The sequence below is a fragment of the Flavobacterium microcysteis genome (genome assembly GCF_006385255.1).
Taxonomy (GTDB): Bacteria; Bacteroidota; Bacteroidia; order Flavobacteriales; family Flavobacteriaceae; genus Flavobacterium; species Flavobacterium microcysteis.
This window is the reverse complement of the sequence record NZ_VFJE01000052.1, coordinates 109,343-125,024: the sequence shown is the minus strand read 5'-3', so window position 1 is coordinate 125,024 and position 15,682 is coordinate 109,343. Positions and strand designations below refer to the sequence as shown.

Here is a 15,682-nt window from a genome sequence, read left to right as displayed (position 1 = left end):
AATTGCAAAAAAATATTTGCTTCTTTTTAAGAAAAGTGAAAAAATTTTGCGGATATGGCTATAAACCTAAGCGTTGTTTAAGCCTTTGAAATAGGAGAGAAATAATAAAAGCATCGCCAGAAGCAGTATGTCTTTCGCTTTTAGATATCTTAAAGGAAGCACTTAACTCATCGAGGCTATATTGCTTTTCTTCAGGTATTTGCTTCCATTTTTTAAACATGACTTCAATGTCTAAAGCCTCGTTTTTAAGCTTGCCACAATGTTGTCTTTCCAAAGCGGAATTAATCATGGCAATGTCAAAATGAATTCTGTGTCCAACTAAGATAGCATTGCCTAAATAGTTAATAAAAGCTTCGATAGCTTCGCTTTCTGAGTGTTTTTCATCTGGAATTCCTTTTAGCACCCCCGTTTTTAGTGCTACTTCGGGAGTAAACTTCTCTTGAAAGATAAGTGCTTCAAAACTGTCTTTGACAACAATGGTATTGTTCTCAATAGCAACCGCACCTATAGATAAGAGGACGTCTTTTTCAGGATCCAGACCTGTGGTTTCGGTACTAAATGCCACAAATCGTCTGGACTTGTTTTCAAATTTCCCTAGATAGTCTTTCCAAAATTGTGGGTAATCTTTATTTATTTTTAGCCAATCCAGCATGATTTATGAAAAATAGGTGAGCTTAAATCTGCTCTTGATTAATTCTTGGATTTCTTTTATAGGAATAAAGCAATTTTTAAGCTTTACCTTATCGGTTTTTGAAAGTTCTTCCAGGTTTATAAATTGTCCGGAATTGTCGTTCTTCAAGCCTTCTACTGTCCTAAATTCAGATAACGTCAGGAAAGCTTCTGCACAATTAAGAAACAATTCTGAATGTCTTGGATCGACAATAGCTAATTGTTTAAAGCGCATATAAGTATTATTGATTCCTTTGATGTTCTGGTGCAATACCAATAAACGCCCGGCATCAATAAGCGGAGTCAGGGCTCTTGTCTTAATATCAAATAAATCTTTATTTTCACCTTCTTCCTCAACCAGGAATTGACGGAAGAATCCTAATGGTGGCGGTTTCTTCAAAGCATCGTTTCCTAAATAATCAAAAAACAATTTGTTCCCTTTTACATTTTTGAAAATGATTTCTGTAATGGCTTCTTCAATAGAAGTTTCGCCAAAAGCAATCTCATAATCAAAGAATATAGTGTTTATGGCTTCGCTACTTTCGCCTGGAGTATTAATCCAATTATTATACTGTTTAATCCAGTCTGTCAATGATTTACACCATATCATATTGCTGGAGACAAAACCATCCGGGCTTAAGAAATAACCCACTTTTTCAAGTGTAGAAGTTGTTCTTCGGGCCAGACGAAGGAAATAATCTTTTACATCGCGGTATTTGTCCTGAGACACATCTTCAAAAACCAAAAAGCTATCCTGATCGGTCAACAATAACTGTTCTTTTCTGCCTTGGCTTCCAATACTCAACCACGCAAATCGGGCAGGAGGAGAGCCCATTTCAAGAATAGCCAGATCAATCGCACGTCGTATAATGGCCGTGTTAATCTCTCCGGAGATATTCATGATATGAGAAAGCGGAATGTCTTTTGTAACCGAAGTTTCTATCAGTTCCGATAATTTTTCACGGATACGTTTTAAATCTTTAGCCGACTGTGCGCGTTTGACTTCTTTAATCAACACGCCAGGGTTATTGGCTTGCGCAACTACAAGATCATTCTCAGAAATAATTCCCCTAACAGGAGATTTATCGGAACCATCTTCCGTTACGCACAGATAATCTACATTATACTTAAGCATATAGACCTGTGCTTCCGCAAGAGAAAGATCTTCTGGTACGGTAACTACAGGTGAAGTCATTATTTTAGCAGCCGTAGTTGTTATTTCGAAATGCCCGGTAGCAATTTTAGATCTCAGGTCTTTATCTGTAACAATTCCTATTGGGAAATCATCTTTTGTAATGATAACGCTTCCAATCAGTTTGTCAGTCATCATTTGGGCAATATCTCTTACAATTGCTTCGGGTGAAGCTGTAATCGGTTCTTTAGAATACTGAATTGACTGGAAATATTGGATATCAGCCTGTTGTTCCTTATAAATAATATTTTCAGAAATCAGTTTTCCGCGATGTTCCTTATCGTATGGATTTCTGGTATTGGATGCAAAACTCTCTAGCAAAAAGTTCATCACATCCGGGTTAGAAAGCACATAAGGCTGGAAAATATGAATCGGAATTGCATACACAATACTTTCCTCACGAGCTTTTGCAGTCATGAGATAATTGTTTTTCGCAAAGAAGGGACGAAGGCCTAAAATATCGCCTTCATCACATTTATCAATTATAGTTTCTTCGGCATCAGAAGTTACGGATAATCCTATAGCTCCGGAAGCAACTATATAAAAGCTATCATGACAAGCCTCGCCAATCTGGAAAAGTATCTTACCTTTTTCCAGATAAAGCACTTTGACTTCTGAAGCAATATGCGATAATTCCTGATAATTTAAGCTGTTGAAAGGCGGATAGTTCTTGAGAAAATCAACAATCCTCTCCGCAATCGGGTTTTTCATAAAATCTTGTTAGCTAGATAATAAGTAAAAATAAACTTTATTCTTGTTCTTTGCAAAAGAAGTTTTAAAAATACTTTGCGGCTATTTTGCCTGAATTTGTGAAAGGGTAATCAGTACAATAGAACTTAAAGCCAGGACAATTCCGATATAGTTTTTTAAAGATACTTTTTCTTTAAAAGCGATAATCCCGACCAAACTGCCTAAAACAATTACACCCAAATTCATGGCTGCAAAAACGGTAGAAGGATTCTCTGAAAAAGCTTTGTGCGCTTTTAGATAGAATAAGATATTTCCAAAGTTCAATATCCCTAAAAATGCTCCGATGGCAATATTTACTAATCGTACTGGATTTTTCTTTATAAAAATAGAATAGATACAAAAACACAACGCCAAAGCAAGGGCGCCACAGAATACTATAAATAGGGAAGTAGTGTAGGGAATGGTTTTTTGTAGGGCTATCTGTTTAAATAAAACATCTATAATTCCGAAACCTAACAACACCAATACAGGGAAAATCCATTTGTTTTCCTGAGTTCCAGATTGATTTTTTTTGGATAGCGTAAGGAAAATAGCGGGAAAACCTACAATCAGTCCAGCTAATTTTAAGTTGGTAAAGTCTTCCTTAAAAATAAAGTAAGCCGCTAGGATAGGTATAAATAAGGATAATCGCTGGGCAATATCAGTCTTGACAATTCCGATATGTTTGATGGAAGAAGCCAATAATAAAAATACGGATGGCAATAAAATAGCAAGTCCGATGTATATTTTCCAAGGTGAATTGCTATCTACAACAGATATATCAGGCTGGAAAGTACCATAACATAGTAATAAGGCCAAAATATAATTTACAGCAATGACCTGGACAATATCAAAAGAATATCTTTTTGAAAATTTCAGAAGTGCTCCAACAGAAACACTACAAATTATGCTTAAGACGATATAGAACATTTTAAAATCTTTTAACTACAAAAGTAACGGAAAATCGCGTTCGTTTTTAGTGTTAAAATTCTTAAAAGAATTATAAATAAAAAACCAGAGCAACTGCACTTGATTATCTTTACTAGCCAAATTATAACAAATTAACAATCAACACAAAACACCATGGAACTACAAAAGAAAATCGGAATATTTCTGATGACATTAGTAATGACTACTTTCGCAAATGCCCAAGATAAAAAGGCAAGCCCGGCAGAAACTGTTACTGGAAAAATTAATGGAGCAACGATTACAATCAACTACGGAAGTCCTTCTGTTAAAGGAAGAGCTATTTGGGGTGAACTTGTTCCTTACGGAGAAGTTTGGCGTGCCGGTGCTAATGAAGCAACCACTTTTGAAACGGATAAGGAAATTACAATTGAAGGTAAAAAATTACCTGCAGGGAAATATGCTTTCTTCGTAATCCCTGAAAAAGATGCAGCAACCATTATATTCAATAAAGAATGGAAGCAATGGGGTGCTTATAAAATGGATGCTAAACAAGAGCAATTAAGAGTAAAAGTAACACCTAAAAAATCAGCTTCATTAACTGAAAAGCTGGTTTATAAAATAAACAAGGACAATGTCACCCTAAGTTGGGAAAACTGGGACATTCCTGTGAAAATTAAATAGATTTCTTCAATACTTAATTTAGATGAAGCACTGTTCGAAAGGACAGTGTTTTTTATTTGGTAGCTATTGTAAACGACTAATTATTTTTTTAAATTTATAGTGTAACAACAATCATAACCATGGCATTTATAGACTATTACAGTGTTTTAGAAGTTGACAAAAAAGCTACTACCGATGATATTAAAAAAGCCTATCGGAAATTGGCACGAAAATACCATCCGGATTTAAACCCTGATGATGCGGAAGCCAACAAAAAATTCCAGCAAATCAATGAAGCCAATGAAGTCTTAAGCGATCCTGAGAAAAGGAAAAAATACGATGCCTATGGTGAAAACTGGCAGCATGCTGAAGAATATGAAAAGGCAAGACAGTCTCAGTCCCAATCACAATATTCCGGTAGTTCGTATTCCAATTTTGGCGATGATGCCTCATTTGGAAATGCTGATTTCTCTGATTTTTTTGAATCTATGTTTGGTGGTAGACGAGGAAACAGCAGACAAAGCAGTTTCAAGGGGCAAGATTACAATGCGGAATTACACTTGAAACTTCAGGATATTGCCAAAACCCACAAACAGACGATTACCGTAAACGGAAAAAATCTAAGGATTACGGTTCCAGCTGGTATAGCTGATGGCCAAGTCATAAAACTAAAAGGACATGGTGGTCCAGGAGCGAATAATGGGCCTGCGGGTGATTTGTATATCACTTTCCGAATTGAAGAAGATGCTGAATACAAACGACTCAACAACGATATCTACAAAACGGTCAGTCTGGATTTATTTACAGCAGTTTTAGGCGGAGAAATCACAGTTGACACCTTAGATGGAAAAGTAAAGCTAAAAGTACCGCCAGAAACCCAAAACGGGACGAAAGTAAGACTTAAGAATAAAGGAATGGCGGTTTATAAAAAAGAAGGCTCGTTTGGCGACCTTATTATAACGTACGATATAAAAATCCCAACCAACTTATCCGATAAGCAAAAAGAAGCTTTTAGGGAATTATCCAAACTTTAAAAAATTAGGACATGAAAATCGAGAGAATCATCATAGCAGACTATTGCAGCCATTATAAAATTGAAAGCACGTTCATAGACATTCTGGACGAAATGGGAATCATTCCGTTTGAAAGCAAGAATAACGAGAAATTTATGGACTCTGAAAAATTAGAAGATTTGGATCGCTGCCGGCAATTGTATTATGAACTGCACATTAATCCGGAAGGAATTGATGCAATTTTAAATCTGTTACAAAAACAAAAAAAACTCCAGCAAGAAATCCAGGATCTAAAAAACCGACTACGATTGCATGAATAATTTATTTACGTTTTTTAAAATATTTAGGAACGTAAAATAATAAGAAGATAACAAGCAGTATAAATAAATATTCCATTGATATGATTTTGTATGCAAATATAGTGGTGATAAAGGAGAATAAGACTTATTATATTGGTTTAGTTTAAAAATAATTTATTTTACATAATGTAGATTATAGTTCAAATAAAATACAACTTTAAAACAAAATCATTAATCGGAAAAGATGTAGTTTCTGCAAAACATTCTATAAATTATAGTTCAAATAAAATACAGCTTTTCCTTTTTATTAAATATACACTCGTGATTAGTGAGTCAAATATAAAAAAAAAATAAACAATCAATAAAATTATTTCAAATCGCCTTTTATATATCTACCGTTTACAATTTTATAAACGTTAGCAAATTTTTGGTCAAATTGATTTTTAATTTCATTTGATTCAAAGTTTATTGCAACACAAATATTTTTTTCATCTGTATCGTCAACTCTTAAATTGAGCGTTGACTCAATTTTTAACATGTCTTTTTTCAAATTCTTAGCTTCTGCTAATGAATCAACTCTATAAAAATATTCCATAGTTATTGGCTTTTAATTTGGTCAAAGATAATAAATTTTAACTAAATTTTAAGAAATACCTGCTTTTTAGGCTCAACAAACATGTTTTCAAGTATTTAGCCTTATAAAAGTGTCCGACATTCGGACTGTAGGTAGACGTAGTTACTTGCCCGTCTACCAATTTTTAAATACCTCTCTCCTAGCAAATTTTAACATTTCATTAAGAGGCTTAAATTTTGCTGTTTATGCGCAAAATTCAAGTGCTTACGCATGCCTATGGATTTTGTTTTTGCATCTGATGTTTTCCCTTAGCAAATACAAAGGTTCATAAATCAATTTTTAAATCCAATTAACGAAACCGCCTTAAAAGAATTTTATAAGCGCAGGCAAAGCTTTGCCCGCTTCTTAAAATTCAGATTTAAACGGTTTGTTATTGTCTTTAAAATACGCTGCGCATTGATTTCTGATTTAAAGAGTATTGCTAAAGGATAAAACCTCAGACGGCAAAAGAAACATTTGTTTTTGGGTTCGGGTTGGAGGTTGTGGCTTTGGCTCTTTACTGAAAGTTTAACGTGAAAATTTAAAGACATGAAAAATCTAATGAAAATCAAAGTGAAAGGATTTATCGATATGACAAGTTCTAAAGGTCTGCAAATCAATATGAATGAAATCATAGGATTTGCAAAAAAAGAAAGCACAGAGGACCGTATAATAAAGCGGATAAACAAAAATTTCATAATCAGATACAAGCATTTCGACCACCCGCAAACATTTCTTATCGGCGCAGGACAATATCACAAGCTTGTGGGAACAGAAACCGCAAATAAGCACTTTAAAACGGTCTTAGATATGAAAACAGACAAACGCACCTTTAAGATAAGAAAGTCTCTTATAATCGATTTTTTACAAAAATAACTTTAACAGATATGGTACAAAATATAGAAATCAGGACACCAGATTTAAGCGCATTCAAAAGAATTGCTTACAGCTACGAAATCAGCTACACTCTACAACAATGTAGCTTTAATAAATGGCATTCAGGAATAATAAAAGGAGAGCAAATAAAAATGCTAAAATTCGCTCAAGCCTGCGGAGACTTAAACATACCAGTAACATTTTATTAAGAAAAAAAATGACAAACGCTGGACTAGAAAAAAGCATGTCGCTGTTCGACAAAAACGAACGCAACATTTACGGAGCAATACAAATGACAATAGAAAACCCTTTTGCATTGCTTACATGGAGGAAAAACGATAAAGGGGAACTCTGTATAATAGAGTTCCTTAAAAACGGAAAAGGTTACCGTATTTACGAAATGAAAACGGAAAACGTAGAGCAAAGAGAAATTTTCAAACCAAGACAACAAGAACTAGATTTTTAAGATTATGAACATAGATTTAAGAAACATCGATTTTGAGGACGAACTAAAAAGCATAATGCGCAAAGAAGATTTTGCAACAGCCTCAAAATGTATAAGAAGCGTTGTTTTAGAACATGAAAGATTTAAAAAGAGAATAAACGATTTGGAACAAATGCTAACAAAAGAACGCAAAGAAAACATAACATTATTGGAAGAAAAAAAGAAAATAAAAGATTCTCTTAAGATTCTCAGAGAACTTTTAACGTGAAAAAAATTTCTGCAGGAAACGGAACCGGAAAAGCCGCGACATTTTTTCACGGAAAAATTCAGCTGCAGCTGATTCCAGGATAACTTAAAATAACGTGATTATGCAAATAGTAATAAGAAACAAAAAGGATATTGAAGAAATTCAAGCCATAAAAGAAATAGAAAATATAAAATGCAATAGCAAGCTTATAAACAAGCTTCTGGAAGCATATAGAGAACAAATAAGGCTTCAAAACCTATTAGCAAAGACCAAACACGTATAAACAAAAAAAGCGCCCTATAAAGGCGCTTTTTGCTTTACTTGATTGTACCGCCTTGTAAGGAAACTTCAAATCGAACCATATAGCCAATAAATGAAATATCAGTCTGCTCACCTAAGCTGCTGAAAAACATATTTTGTTTGGCAACATAAGGAATGAAATTTTCAAAGTACATAATATCATTTGAACCCGGGTCTGCCAGATACAAATCGCCGTAATAAAAAACACGGTCATCCTGCGGAATTTCAGCAACACCCGCATGATTAAAATGATAAGGAATTATTTCATATTGACGGTTAGGAAAATAACGCTGGCAATACTCTTCTAAAAAAAGCCTATCGTTTGTCTTTTGTTTGCACATAAAGTTTTGGTTAAGGTTATTGTTTACCGCCTGCCCTACCCTTTATCAAATCAGTAATTTTCACGATTGTATAAATAATAGAAAGAACAGCGATTATAAGATTCAAAATAACGTTGATATTGTCAACGTAAGCCCACCAGCTTGCAAGAGCCAAGCCGTAAATTTTTAAGTTATCCGCCATACTATTTCAAGATTAAAAAAGCAAGACCAGCAGCAGCCAAAGTAATCGCATCATTTGCGATATTCTTTGCAGTAACGTTTACAGAATTAAGAACGCCAAAATCCAAAAGGAAAAGCTTTGATTCGTCAGTACGCCTGCCAACAATTCCCGCAGGCTTATTCCACATAAGCATAGCAGCAGGAACAGCATCATACTTTTTTTGATTAAGCACTTTCAAAACAGTACTTTCAGCAAAAGCACCATCGCCAATATTATACATAAAAGAAATAAGAGAATCTACCATATTTTGGTTAACATCTACCTTAACTAGCTTTGCAAGTCTATTTTCAAAATAACGCAAATCCTGAGCTAAAAGATTTTGTGCCTGTTCTTTTGTTATTTTCATACCAACCTTAGCCGTTTTAGTATGACCATAACCAATAGTAAGCACTCCTTTTACTTGCGATGCAGAAGTAATTTTTTTATTTGGTTGCTTATCATCATAAGCTTCAAGCCTTAAAGACTCATGGCTTGTTAACTGTAATATTCCGTTTGAAGATATTTTCATTTTTGTTAAGGTTTTGTGCCACAAAGCTGAAAAAAGAATTTTCATTTTTCTTTTCTGCAATAGGCTGTTTTTTAAATAATTGAAACACGGCATATAAAGTAACAAAAGGAATAGCCGTAAGAACTATGGCAGTTAAAAACGGCAGGGCTATAATTACCAAAAAGACTAATGCGTATTTCATACGAAATACTTTTCAGGGTCGACCTTTTTACCTTTAACTGTTAAGGTAAGATGCAAATTCGGACCCGTAGACTGTCCAGTATTGCCGCTTAACGCAACAATCTGCCCTACCTTGATATTCTGCCCCCTTACGACCTTATAAGACGAAAGATGTGCATAGCCGGTACGCACGCCGTCAGCGTGTTCAAGCACAAGCTGCTTGCCACCCTGCGCATTTTCATAAATGTTTATGACCTTACCATCGGCAGGCGCAAGAACTTGAGTATAAAGCGGGACGGCTATATCAATGCCATTATGAAAAGATTTTTCATTTGTTATCGGATGTTGGCGGTCTCCAAATTTTGAAGTAATCCGCCCTTTTACTGGGTATTTCATTTTCCTTTTTAGAAATGTAAAAAAGAAAAACAAAACAACCCCTACAATAAGGATAGTCTTGTTTTTCATGGTTAAAAATCACGTTAATTAGTGTTTATCCTGGATTAAACCGGAAGAAAAAATCACGTGAATTTTCTTTCTGCAGAAAACAGAACCGGAAAATCCGGTGCAATTTTTCACGTGATTTAAAAAAAAATGTGTAAGAAACTAAAACGATTCGGAGAAATTATACTTGAAATAGTCAAGGTTTTTCGGGAGGTTTATCCTTATCCATTCCTCAAACACAAAACCCTTTTGAATATTGGACATATTATAGGAAAGTACCGAAAAATCGAAGTTATTTAAGCCGTCAAGCTTTTTAATGATTGCGCCCGCATCTGGAACGGGTTGTTTGGTCATTTCAAAAAGTTCCTTTGAAAGCCTTTCACTTTCTTCCATCGTAATGGTATTATAATTGTTACCATACATAGGTTTTACAAAGCCCTTTGACTTTTTTCGGAAGAAAAAATACCAAATGACAGCAATAATAAGAATTATTTGCATATTTGTTAAAATTTTAAAAATTAAAAAAATGGGAGAATTAGGATTAACAGAAATACTAATATTTCTTATACCCGTATTATTAGTATTCTTTCTCGGCTATTTCGTAGGGAAAAGCAGAAGAAAATAAAAATTAACCTGCTTAAAATTAAGCAGGTTAATTTAAAAAATACTAGGAAACATTTTTCTCAATTGAGCGATAGAACTTTCTGAAAGTTCCTTAATAATCCACTCAGTTAAATCAATATTATAACCTAAAATTGAAGAACCAGTAGGAAAAACAGGATCATGTTTTTTTACACCAAATTGGTTATATATTGCCAAATAATCAGCTTCATTGTAACCTTTTAATAAGGATATAATTTTAGCATCAGAGGTTAAATACCTATCCAACTCTTCATATAAAGCAGAAGCAATACTTTTTGCTTTACCAACTGAAATAGTAGGCTTAATTTCTTCTTTAGTACCAGCCGGAATATAACCGGACGGGGCTTCCTGATAAGGATTCCCTTTATTACCACTAAAAAAAAACCATAAAGCCCCAAGAATTAAAAGAGGATTCATTTATCTATATTTTTTTTTAGATTTAGAAACAGAAGCCTTTACACTTCGTGCAACAGCCCTAGCAATTTTACTTTCAGAAGAAGTCATTTTCTTAGAACTTCTTTTTTTCTTACGCTTACGCTGTGGCTTGGATAAACCCAACATTTGAGCAGTCGGGTCATTTTTTAATAAATTTCCGAATAATGCCATAATAATAAAATTTAAAAGTTATTAATCTTCTTTTTGAGCATCACGCACATGCTTATCAATTAAGCTTTGCAAGTACTCGTTATTTGTGTATTTCATTGCCTGAAATTTCAACCAACTATAAAAGATTGGAGAAACAAGACCGAAACCGTTCGATTTGAATATCTTAGCATACCAAGATTCAAAAGGCTTTTCAGATTCAGGCAAACAGCTTGCATGCCATTTTTCCAAATCATTAAAAATCCTATCCATATCGTTCTCATTATCAAAAAACCCCGAAAACATTTCGGCGTAAAGCATTTTGAGCATTTTAATTAAATTCATAAAATTTCGTGTTTTAAAAGAAACGCACCTAATTAGGTGCGTTTCTTAAATTAATTATCAGACCAACCCCATTTTTTACCAACCTTGTCATGATAGAGACTAACAACTTGTGAAGCTTTTTTACCATACAAAGAATAAGTAATAGACTTCTTTGTATAACGGACAACTTTTGGTTTAATAAAAAAGGAATTACAAAGCCTAAGAAAAAGCTGTTTTTCTAAGGCTGAATAAACAGTCAATTGTTTTTTCATATAAAATAAAGCTACTTAAGGAAGCCAAGCAAAGGAAGAAGCCAAAGCGGGTTAAAACCGCCGCTATCTTGTGTGCTAGGCGGCTTATTACCGGTAGCAACAACATTACCTTCATCGTCCTTTACAACAATTGGAGAAGTGGCAGGCTGCTGCGTCTGCTTTGCAGTAAGCTTATAAACCATATACTCGCCAGAAATTTCCACTTTCCAAGTGTCGTTAGGCTTATAGCATGGCTGTTTACCTACTTCCTGAATGTTATAGTACTTGCCCAATTCGGTAAGAACATTTTTTAAGTTCTGTTCCGCATACGTTACGCAGTAACGCCAACCATCCTTAGTACATTTGGCGTACTTGCTCTGACCTATCCTATTGTTCCACATCGAAACAGCAAGACTTACACGGTTAGAGAAATAAGACAATGCCTCAGAACTCGGATTTGTAAGAACTCCCGACTCATTAAGCCAAATCTTTACAAACTGTGGCATTTCCGTTTTAGCTTCGCTAGGGCTATAAGACGAATTCCAACAAGAAAGGTCTAAGCCATTTGCAAAGACAGAACCAAAAGTGCTGTTAAAAGTCCCCGTAAGATTGCCTAAAATTGTTTCCTGCAAACCGCTAATAACGCTACCTGCTGTCTGCTGCAAACCTTGGTCAATCTGAGAATTACCCGTATTGAAACCAAGGGATGCACCGCCAGAGCCTACGCCGAGGATGTTTGCTACTGCCAATACACTCATAATAATAAATATTAAATTATGATTTAGCAGTTGCGCACAAACAACCCTCAGCTGTAAGGCCGGACTTTACAGCCATAAGATTTTCTTGTGCATGCGCAGCTTGTTTCGTGATATATTTATTAATCACTTCTGGAGTCTGAACTTTACGCACAATGATAAGCCTGCGATTTGAAAGAGCACTTAAAAAATCCAACTTTACATTTAACTTATGCAAAGGTTCAAGCGAATTAAGCAAATAGATTGGAGTTCCGGCATAATCTTGGTCAGGTTCTACAGTATTCGAAAGCTGAGCGTAAAGGTTATTTGCAGAAAGTTCCTCGTTAAGCTTATCGGACTTGTATTTAAGCCTAGCAACATCAAATTCGCCAGATTTTCCATCAGGTGCTAAATAAATAACCTGATGAACAGAAGAGCCAAGATTCAAATCATGCTTTTCAAGAGTTCCCTCTAAAGCCCTACTTTCAAAAAGAGGAATAAAAGACTTTAAACCAATAGACGGGATTGTCTCTACAACTAGAGTATTGTCAACGAACGTACCAGCCTTATCCTTTAACTTCTTATTGGTACATTCTACAAAAAGTTCGTTTCCGTCTTTAAGATTGTAGTTTGTCCCAAATGAAAAAGGAAGTTGAAAAGTTCTGTTTCCTCCAATTTCCCTAGCCTTAAAAAAAGTCTTATTTGCCATAGGGAAATTATTCGCATAACCAACAGCATAAATTTCCAACATAGTTCCGTCAAAAACAATATTGGTTTCTTTTCCGTCCAATCTTTCTGCAATCCTTACACGGAAATCGTCAAGATTAGGCATAATATCCTCAGAACTTTCAGCGATAGTACTGACGAAATTAAACATCACGCCGTTAGTGGTTTCATTATTAACCACCATATGACGGCGTGTTTCCGAAGGTGCTAAAATCATTTCCATTATAAAGGATTTCCATCAGATGTTATTGTCGATGGCTCAACTGCGTTAGCCAAACTTGGTGCTTTAGCTCGAAGCGTACTCATAATTTTAGGGTAAAACTTCAAAACAAGGAAAACGACAAGAATAATCGTTAACCACGGTAATCTTTTCAAAAAATTCATAAGCGAAAAATTTTAAATTATTATTGATTAAAACCGAAATATAATAGCGGATTTTTTTTTCATTGAAAATGCATGCATTTAATTTTGACTTTAATACTTTTCACGGAAAAAATGTTTTTCCAGGCGCAGCTGCCGGTTCTTTTTTCACGTTATAATTTTTCTTCAGGAAACCGGAACCGGAAGCGCCGGAAAATTTTTTCACGTAATTAAGCCAACATAGGCGCAAAAGTCGTATCAAAGGAGACCATAAAAGGATTAGGGAATAATTTCCTATGATATTGCCTATCTGTATAGAATTTAAGGTAATAGGCATGGAAATCGGTTTTTATCAGGGAATGGTTAAAACGACTTTTTACAGTACCTTTGAAAATATTAAACATCTTCAAATCTTTTTGAAGTTCATATTTTGAAGATTTAGCCAATCCGATTTCATCGCAAATCTGCTCAATGCTTTTGCCTTCATCCATTTTGTCAAGAACTATCTTAAGACGGGGCTTGTTAAGCTGCATAAGGTTCTTTTTCCTTTTTTCAGTACGCTTAATTTTCTTAAAGGAATTTTCGCCAAACAGTTTTTTATATTGGAGTATATTATTTTGAGCCTTTTCATTGTAATTGTCGATTGTCTCCAATATGTTTTTTACATCGTCAAATTTTTTGACCTGAAATGCTTCGATTTCGTCATAAAACTTGCCTATCAAAATCAAAAGTAAATCCTTTGAAAAAGTAGCTTCCTTGCGTTCGGGAATGCGTTTATAATTTAACGATAGAATTTTATAAGCATCCTGATGCGCACTTTTCTCATGGAGTTTCAAATCCCTATCTGTTTCCAAATAGAACTCATGCTTTTTATGCAGGGATTTATCATAAAGGTCATGAAATAAAAAATCAGGCTTTGTTATAAGGTTTTTCAATAAAAAGGATTTAGCCTGATTGATAGAACCCTGAGACAAAAGCGTATTATAACGCTGTACCTTATTATGCGCCCTTTCCAATTCTTTCCAGTTGGAATCTGTTTTCCTGAAAATATGCTTTTTATACAGCGTTGACATATATGTACGGGTAAAACTCATTTCATACCGGAGTATCTTCATTGCCTCATCACGCAGGAACGAAATCTTATATTTCAAATGACTCTCTATCTCATCAATAAATTTTCGGTTTTCCGCCGTCTTTACGTAAGTTTTATAATACTGAAAAATCATATCCTCTACCTTGCCTTTTTTGTCTAAATAGGTACTTTCAAAATGCTTTTTGAAAATGTCCTTAAACAACGGCAAAAGCCTATCCTGATTATTATTAAACTGGGCTTCGTTTTCCTTTACCAATCGTGGCAAATCAACGGCTTCAAACTCCTCACCTTTTGAATAAATTTTGAAGAAAAAACCATCCGTAGCATGACGGTAATAAAAAGAACTGCCGCAATCACGGTCAATAAGTGTATTTTTCCTTACTCTAGTTTTATAAAATTTTCGTTGAGCATCGAGATAATCCAATACCGAAGCATGACACGGGAAAACCTGATTGTAACAGAAATCCAGTCTTTTTATCTCAATATTTGAAAGGTTCAAAGATGTAATCGTAACGGGCATATCAAACATGATACACAACTCATTAAAAAAAGTAAGGATAAACTCCCCTATCCTATCGTGAAGTGCTTTTTTCTGTCCATACCAGTCACGAAAACCGAAAGGATTGCTTTTGAAACGTTTACTATCAATATTAGGCACAAACTGTGCAATATTGTTATTGTACAAAAATTTCGGTATCGACAACTCAAAGGTTATCGAATCCGAATTTTCTGAAACGGAAAATTTCGTGCGATATTCGCTCGATGCGCTTTGAAAGTCTCCACGAACCGGATAAAAATAAAATTCGCTCTTGCTCATACTTTCCTTTATTGCTCCATGACGAGTAACAAGACCGACCTTTTTAACGGTCTTGCTTAAAAAATACTTATCGTCAGGGTTAATAAGATGCTGCTCATTATAGTACTTTGTCGTACGCTCTATATACTGGCTCTCATATTCGCAAAGGCGTTCATAAAGCAGGCGATTAAAACCAGACTTATAAATAAGTCCGTCTTTTACTCCCGCATTTAATGAAATTTCCTTTTGATTGATATGGTGCAGTACGAATGTTATCGTATCAACCATAATTCACGACATTTAAGCCGTGAGGGTTCAAAGGCGACAAAATTCTATTTTCGGCATATTCGGCATCAATAAGGCTTATAAATTTTATATAGATTTCGTACGCATTGCAAACCTGAAAACTGCAATCGGCAAGGTTAGTTTTTCCTGATAAAACTCTTTTGTCTAGGTCTCGCATCAAATCCAATGCGTTAAGGCTTGAAACGTTCAAAATAGAAACAATACAGCTTCTAATGACCTGCTTATTAAATTCAATATCCATCATGGC

The 15,682-nt window shown here is 34.7% G+C and carries 25 protein-coding genes; 8 read left to right on the top strand and 17 right to left on the bottom strand.

Translation table 11 applies throughout. The features are described 5' to 3' along the window. Positions 1-58 precede the first annotated feature (58 nt). From FJA49_RS06155 to FJA49_RS06145, 3 genes are all read right to left on the bottom strand, one after another. Positions 59-652 carry a 3'-5' exonuclease gene (locus FJA49_RS06155; protein WP_139999932.1) on the bottom strand — a complete coding sequence of 198 codons (594 nt, stop codon included), beginning with the start codon at positions 650-652 and terminating at the stop codon, positions 59-61. Positions 653-655: 3 nt separating this feature from the next. Further along, entirely contained in the window at positions 656-2,572 is a 1,917-nt protein-coding gene (locus FJA49_RS06150) for a DUF294 nucleotidyltransferase-like domain-containing protein (RefSeq protein WP_139999930.1), read from the bottom strand. 81 nt (positions 2,573-2,653) lie between these two features. After that, complete coding sequence (locus FJA49_RS06145; RefSeq protein ID WP_139999928.1) at positions 2,654-3,520, bottom strand: DMT family transporter; 867 nt, start codon at positions 3,518-3,520, stop codon at positions 2,654-2,656. A gap of 153 nt (positions 3,521-3,673) precedes the next feature. Here FJA49_RS06145 and FJA49_RS06140 point away from each other — a divergent pair, with 153 nt between their 5' ends. From FJA49_RS06140 to FJA49_RS06130, 3 genes are all read left to right on the top strand, one after another. Next, positions 3,674-4,180, top strand: a complete 507-nt coding sequence (locus tag FJA49_RS06140; protein ID WP_139999926.1) for a DUF2911 domain-containing protein — start codon at positions 3,674-3,676, stop codon at positions 4,178-4,180. Positions 4,181-4,299: 119 nt separating this feature from the next. Further along, positions 4,300-5,193, top strand: coding sequence for a DnaJ C-terminal domain-containing protein (locus FJA49_RS06135; RefSeq protein ID WP_139999924.1), 894 nt, complete (start codon positions 4,300-4,302; stop codon positions 5,191-5,193). Between the two features lie 11 nt (positions 5,194-5,204). Then, entirely contained in the window at positions 5,205-5,492 is a 288-nt protein-coding gene (locus FJA49_RS06130; RefSeq protein WP_139999922.1) for a chaperone modulator CbpM, read from the top strand. Positions 5,493-5,838: 346 nt separating this feature from the next. Here FJA49_RS06130 and FJA49_RS06125 read toward each other — a convergent pair whose 3' ends face one another. After that, positions 5,839-6,066 carry a hypothetical protein gene (locus FJA49_RS06125; protein ID WP_139999920.1) on the bottom strand — a complete coding sequence of 76 codons (228 nt, stop codon included), beginning with the start codon at positions 6,064-6,066 and terminating at the stop codon, positions 5,839-5,841. A gap of 567 nt (positions 6,067-6,633) precedes the next feature. On the opposite strand from FJA49_RS06125, the gene FJA49_RS06120 reads away from it, so the two are divergent. From FJA49_RS06120 to FJA49_RS18415, 5 genes are all read left to right on the top strand, one after another. After that, entirely contained in the window at positions 6,634-6,960 is a 327-nt protein-coding gene (locus FJA49_RS06120) for a hypothetical protein (RefSeq protein ID WP_139999918.1), read from the top strand. Positions 6,961-6,971: 11 nt separating this feature from the next. After that, positions 6,972-7,169, top strand: a complete 198-nt coding sequence (locus tag FJA49_RS06115) for a hypothetical protein (protein ID WP_139999916.1) — start codon at positions 6,972-6,974, stop codon at positions 7,167-7,169. A gap of 8 nt (positions 7,170-7,177) precedes the next feature. Then, on the top strand, positions 7,178-7,426 hold the full coding sequence (locus tag FJA49_RS06110) for a hypothetical protein (RefSeq protein WP_139999914.1): 249 nt from the start codon (positions 7,178-7,180) through the stop codon (positions 7,424-7,426). A gap of 4 nt (positions 7,427-7,430) precedes the next feature. Beyond that, entirely contained in the window at positions 7,431-7,673 is a 243-nt protein-coding gene (locus tag FJA49_RS06105; RefSeq protein ID WP_139999912.1) for a hypothetical protein, read from the top strand. A 100-nt stretch (positions 7,674-7,773) separates the two neighbouring features. Further along, positions 7,774-7,935 carry a hypothetical protein gene (locus FJA49_RS18415; protein ID WP_158629454.1) on the top strand — a complete coding sequence of 54 codons (162 nt, stop codon included), beginning with the start codon at positions 7,774-7,776 and terminating at the stop codon, positions 7,933-7,935. 34 nt (positions 7,936-7,969) lie between these two features. Here the strand turns inward: FJA49_RS18415 and FJA49_RS06100 are convergent, their stop codons facing one another. The 13 genes from FJA49_RS06100 to FJA49_RS06050 form a co-directional block, all read right to left on the bottom strand. Next, on the bottom strand, positions 7,970-8,293 hold the full coding sequence (locus tag FJA49_RS06100) for a hypothetical protein (protein WP_139999910.1): 324 nt from the start codon (positions 8,291-8,293) through the stop codon (positions 7,970-7,972). Positions 8,294-8,309: 16 nt separating this feature from the next. Next, positions 8,310-8,474 carry a hypothetical protein gene (locus FJA49_RS18410; protein WP_158629453.1) on the bottom strand — a complete coding sequence of 55 codons (165 nt, stop codon included), beginning with the start codon at positions 8,472-8,474 and terminating at the stop codon, positions 8,310-8,312. A gap of 1 nt (position 8,475) precedes the next feature. Further along, positions 8,476-9,021: a lysozyme gene (locus tag FJA49_RS06095; RefSeq protein ID WP_158629452.1), complete on the bottom strand. Its 546-nt coding sequence runs from the start codon at positions 9,019-9,021 to the stop codon at positions 8,476-8,478. Further along, positions 8,978-9,202, bottom strand: coding sequence for a hypothetical protein (locus FJA49_RS18405; RefSeq protein WP_158629451.1), 225 nt, complete (start codon positions 9,200-9,202; stop codon positions 8,978-8,980). Before FJA49_RS18405 ends, FJA49_RS06095 begins: the two co-directional genes overlap by 44 nt. Next, on the bottom strand, positions 9,199-9,645 hold the full coding sequence (locus FJA49_RS06090; protein WP_139999906.1) for a M23 family metallopeptidase: 447 nt from the start codon (positions 9,643-9,645) through the stop codon (positions 9,199-9,201). Before FJA49_RS06090 ends, FJA49_RS18405 begins: the two co-directional genes overlap by 4 nt. A 138-nt stretch (positions 9,646-9,783) precedes the next feature. Further along, a complete protein-coding gene (locus FJA49_RS06085) occupies positions 9,784-10,119 on the bottom strand; it encodes a hypothetical protein (protein WP_139999904.1) in 336 nt (111 codons plus the stop codon). A 159-nt stretch (positions 10,120-10,278) separates the two neighbouring features. After that, positions 10,279-10,680, bottom strand: coding sequence for a hypothetical protein (locus tag FJA49_RS06080; RefSeq protein ID WP_139999902.1), 402 nt, complete (start codon positions 10,678-10,680; stop codon positions 10,279-10,281). Further along, a complete protein-coding gene (locus FJA49_RS06075; RefSeq protein ID WP_139999900.1) occupies positions 10,681-10,869 on the bottom strand; it encodes a hypothetical protein in 189 nt (62 codons plus the stop codon). 21 nt (positions 10,870-10,890) lie between these two features. Further along, complete coding sequence (locus FJA49_RS06070) at positions 10,891-11,190, bottom strand: hypothetical protein (RefSeq protein WP_139999898.1); 300 nt, start codon at positions 11,188-11,190, stop codon at positions 10,891-10,893. A 262-nt stretch (positions 11,191-11,452) separates the two neighbouring features. After that, positions 11,453-12,178, bottom strand: a complete 726-nt coding sequence (locus FJA49_RS06065; protein WP_139999896.1) for a hypothetical protein — start codon at positions 12,176-12,178, stop codon at positions 11,453-11,455. 16 nt (positions 12,179-12,194) lie between these two features. Continuing rightward, entirely contained in the window at positions 12,195-13,103 is a 909-nt protein-coding gene (locus tag FJA49_RS06060) for a hypothetical protein (RefSeq protein WP_139999894.1), read from the bottom strand. Positions 13,104-13,470: 367 nt separating this feature from the next. Further along, positions 13,471-15,417, bottom strand: coding sequence for a phage/plasmid replication domain-containing protein (locus tag FJA49_RS06055; RefSeq protein WP_139999892.1), 1,947 nt, complete (start codon positions 15,415-15,417; stop codon positions 13,471-13,473). After that, positions 15,410-15,679, bottom strand: coding sequence for a hypothetical protein (locus FJA49_RS06050; protein ID WP_139999890.1), 270 nt, complete (start codon positions 15,677-15,679; stop codon positions 15,410-15,412). The genes FJA49_RS06055 and FJA49_RS06050 overlap by 8 nt, the downstream gene beginning before the upstream one ends. Between the last annotated feature and the right edge of the window lie 3 nt (positions 15,680-15,682).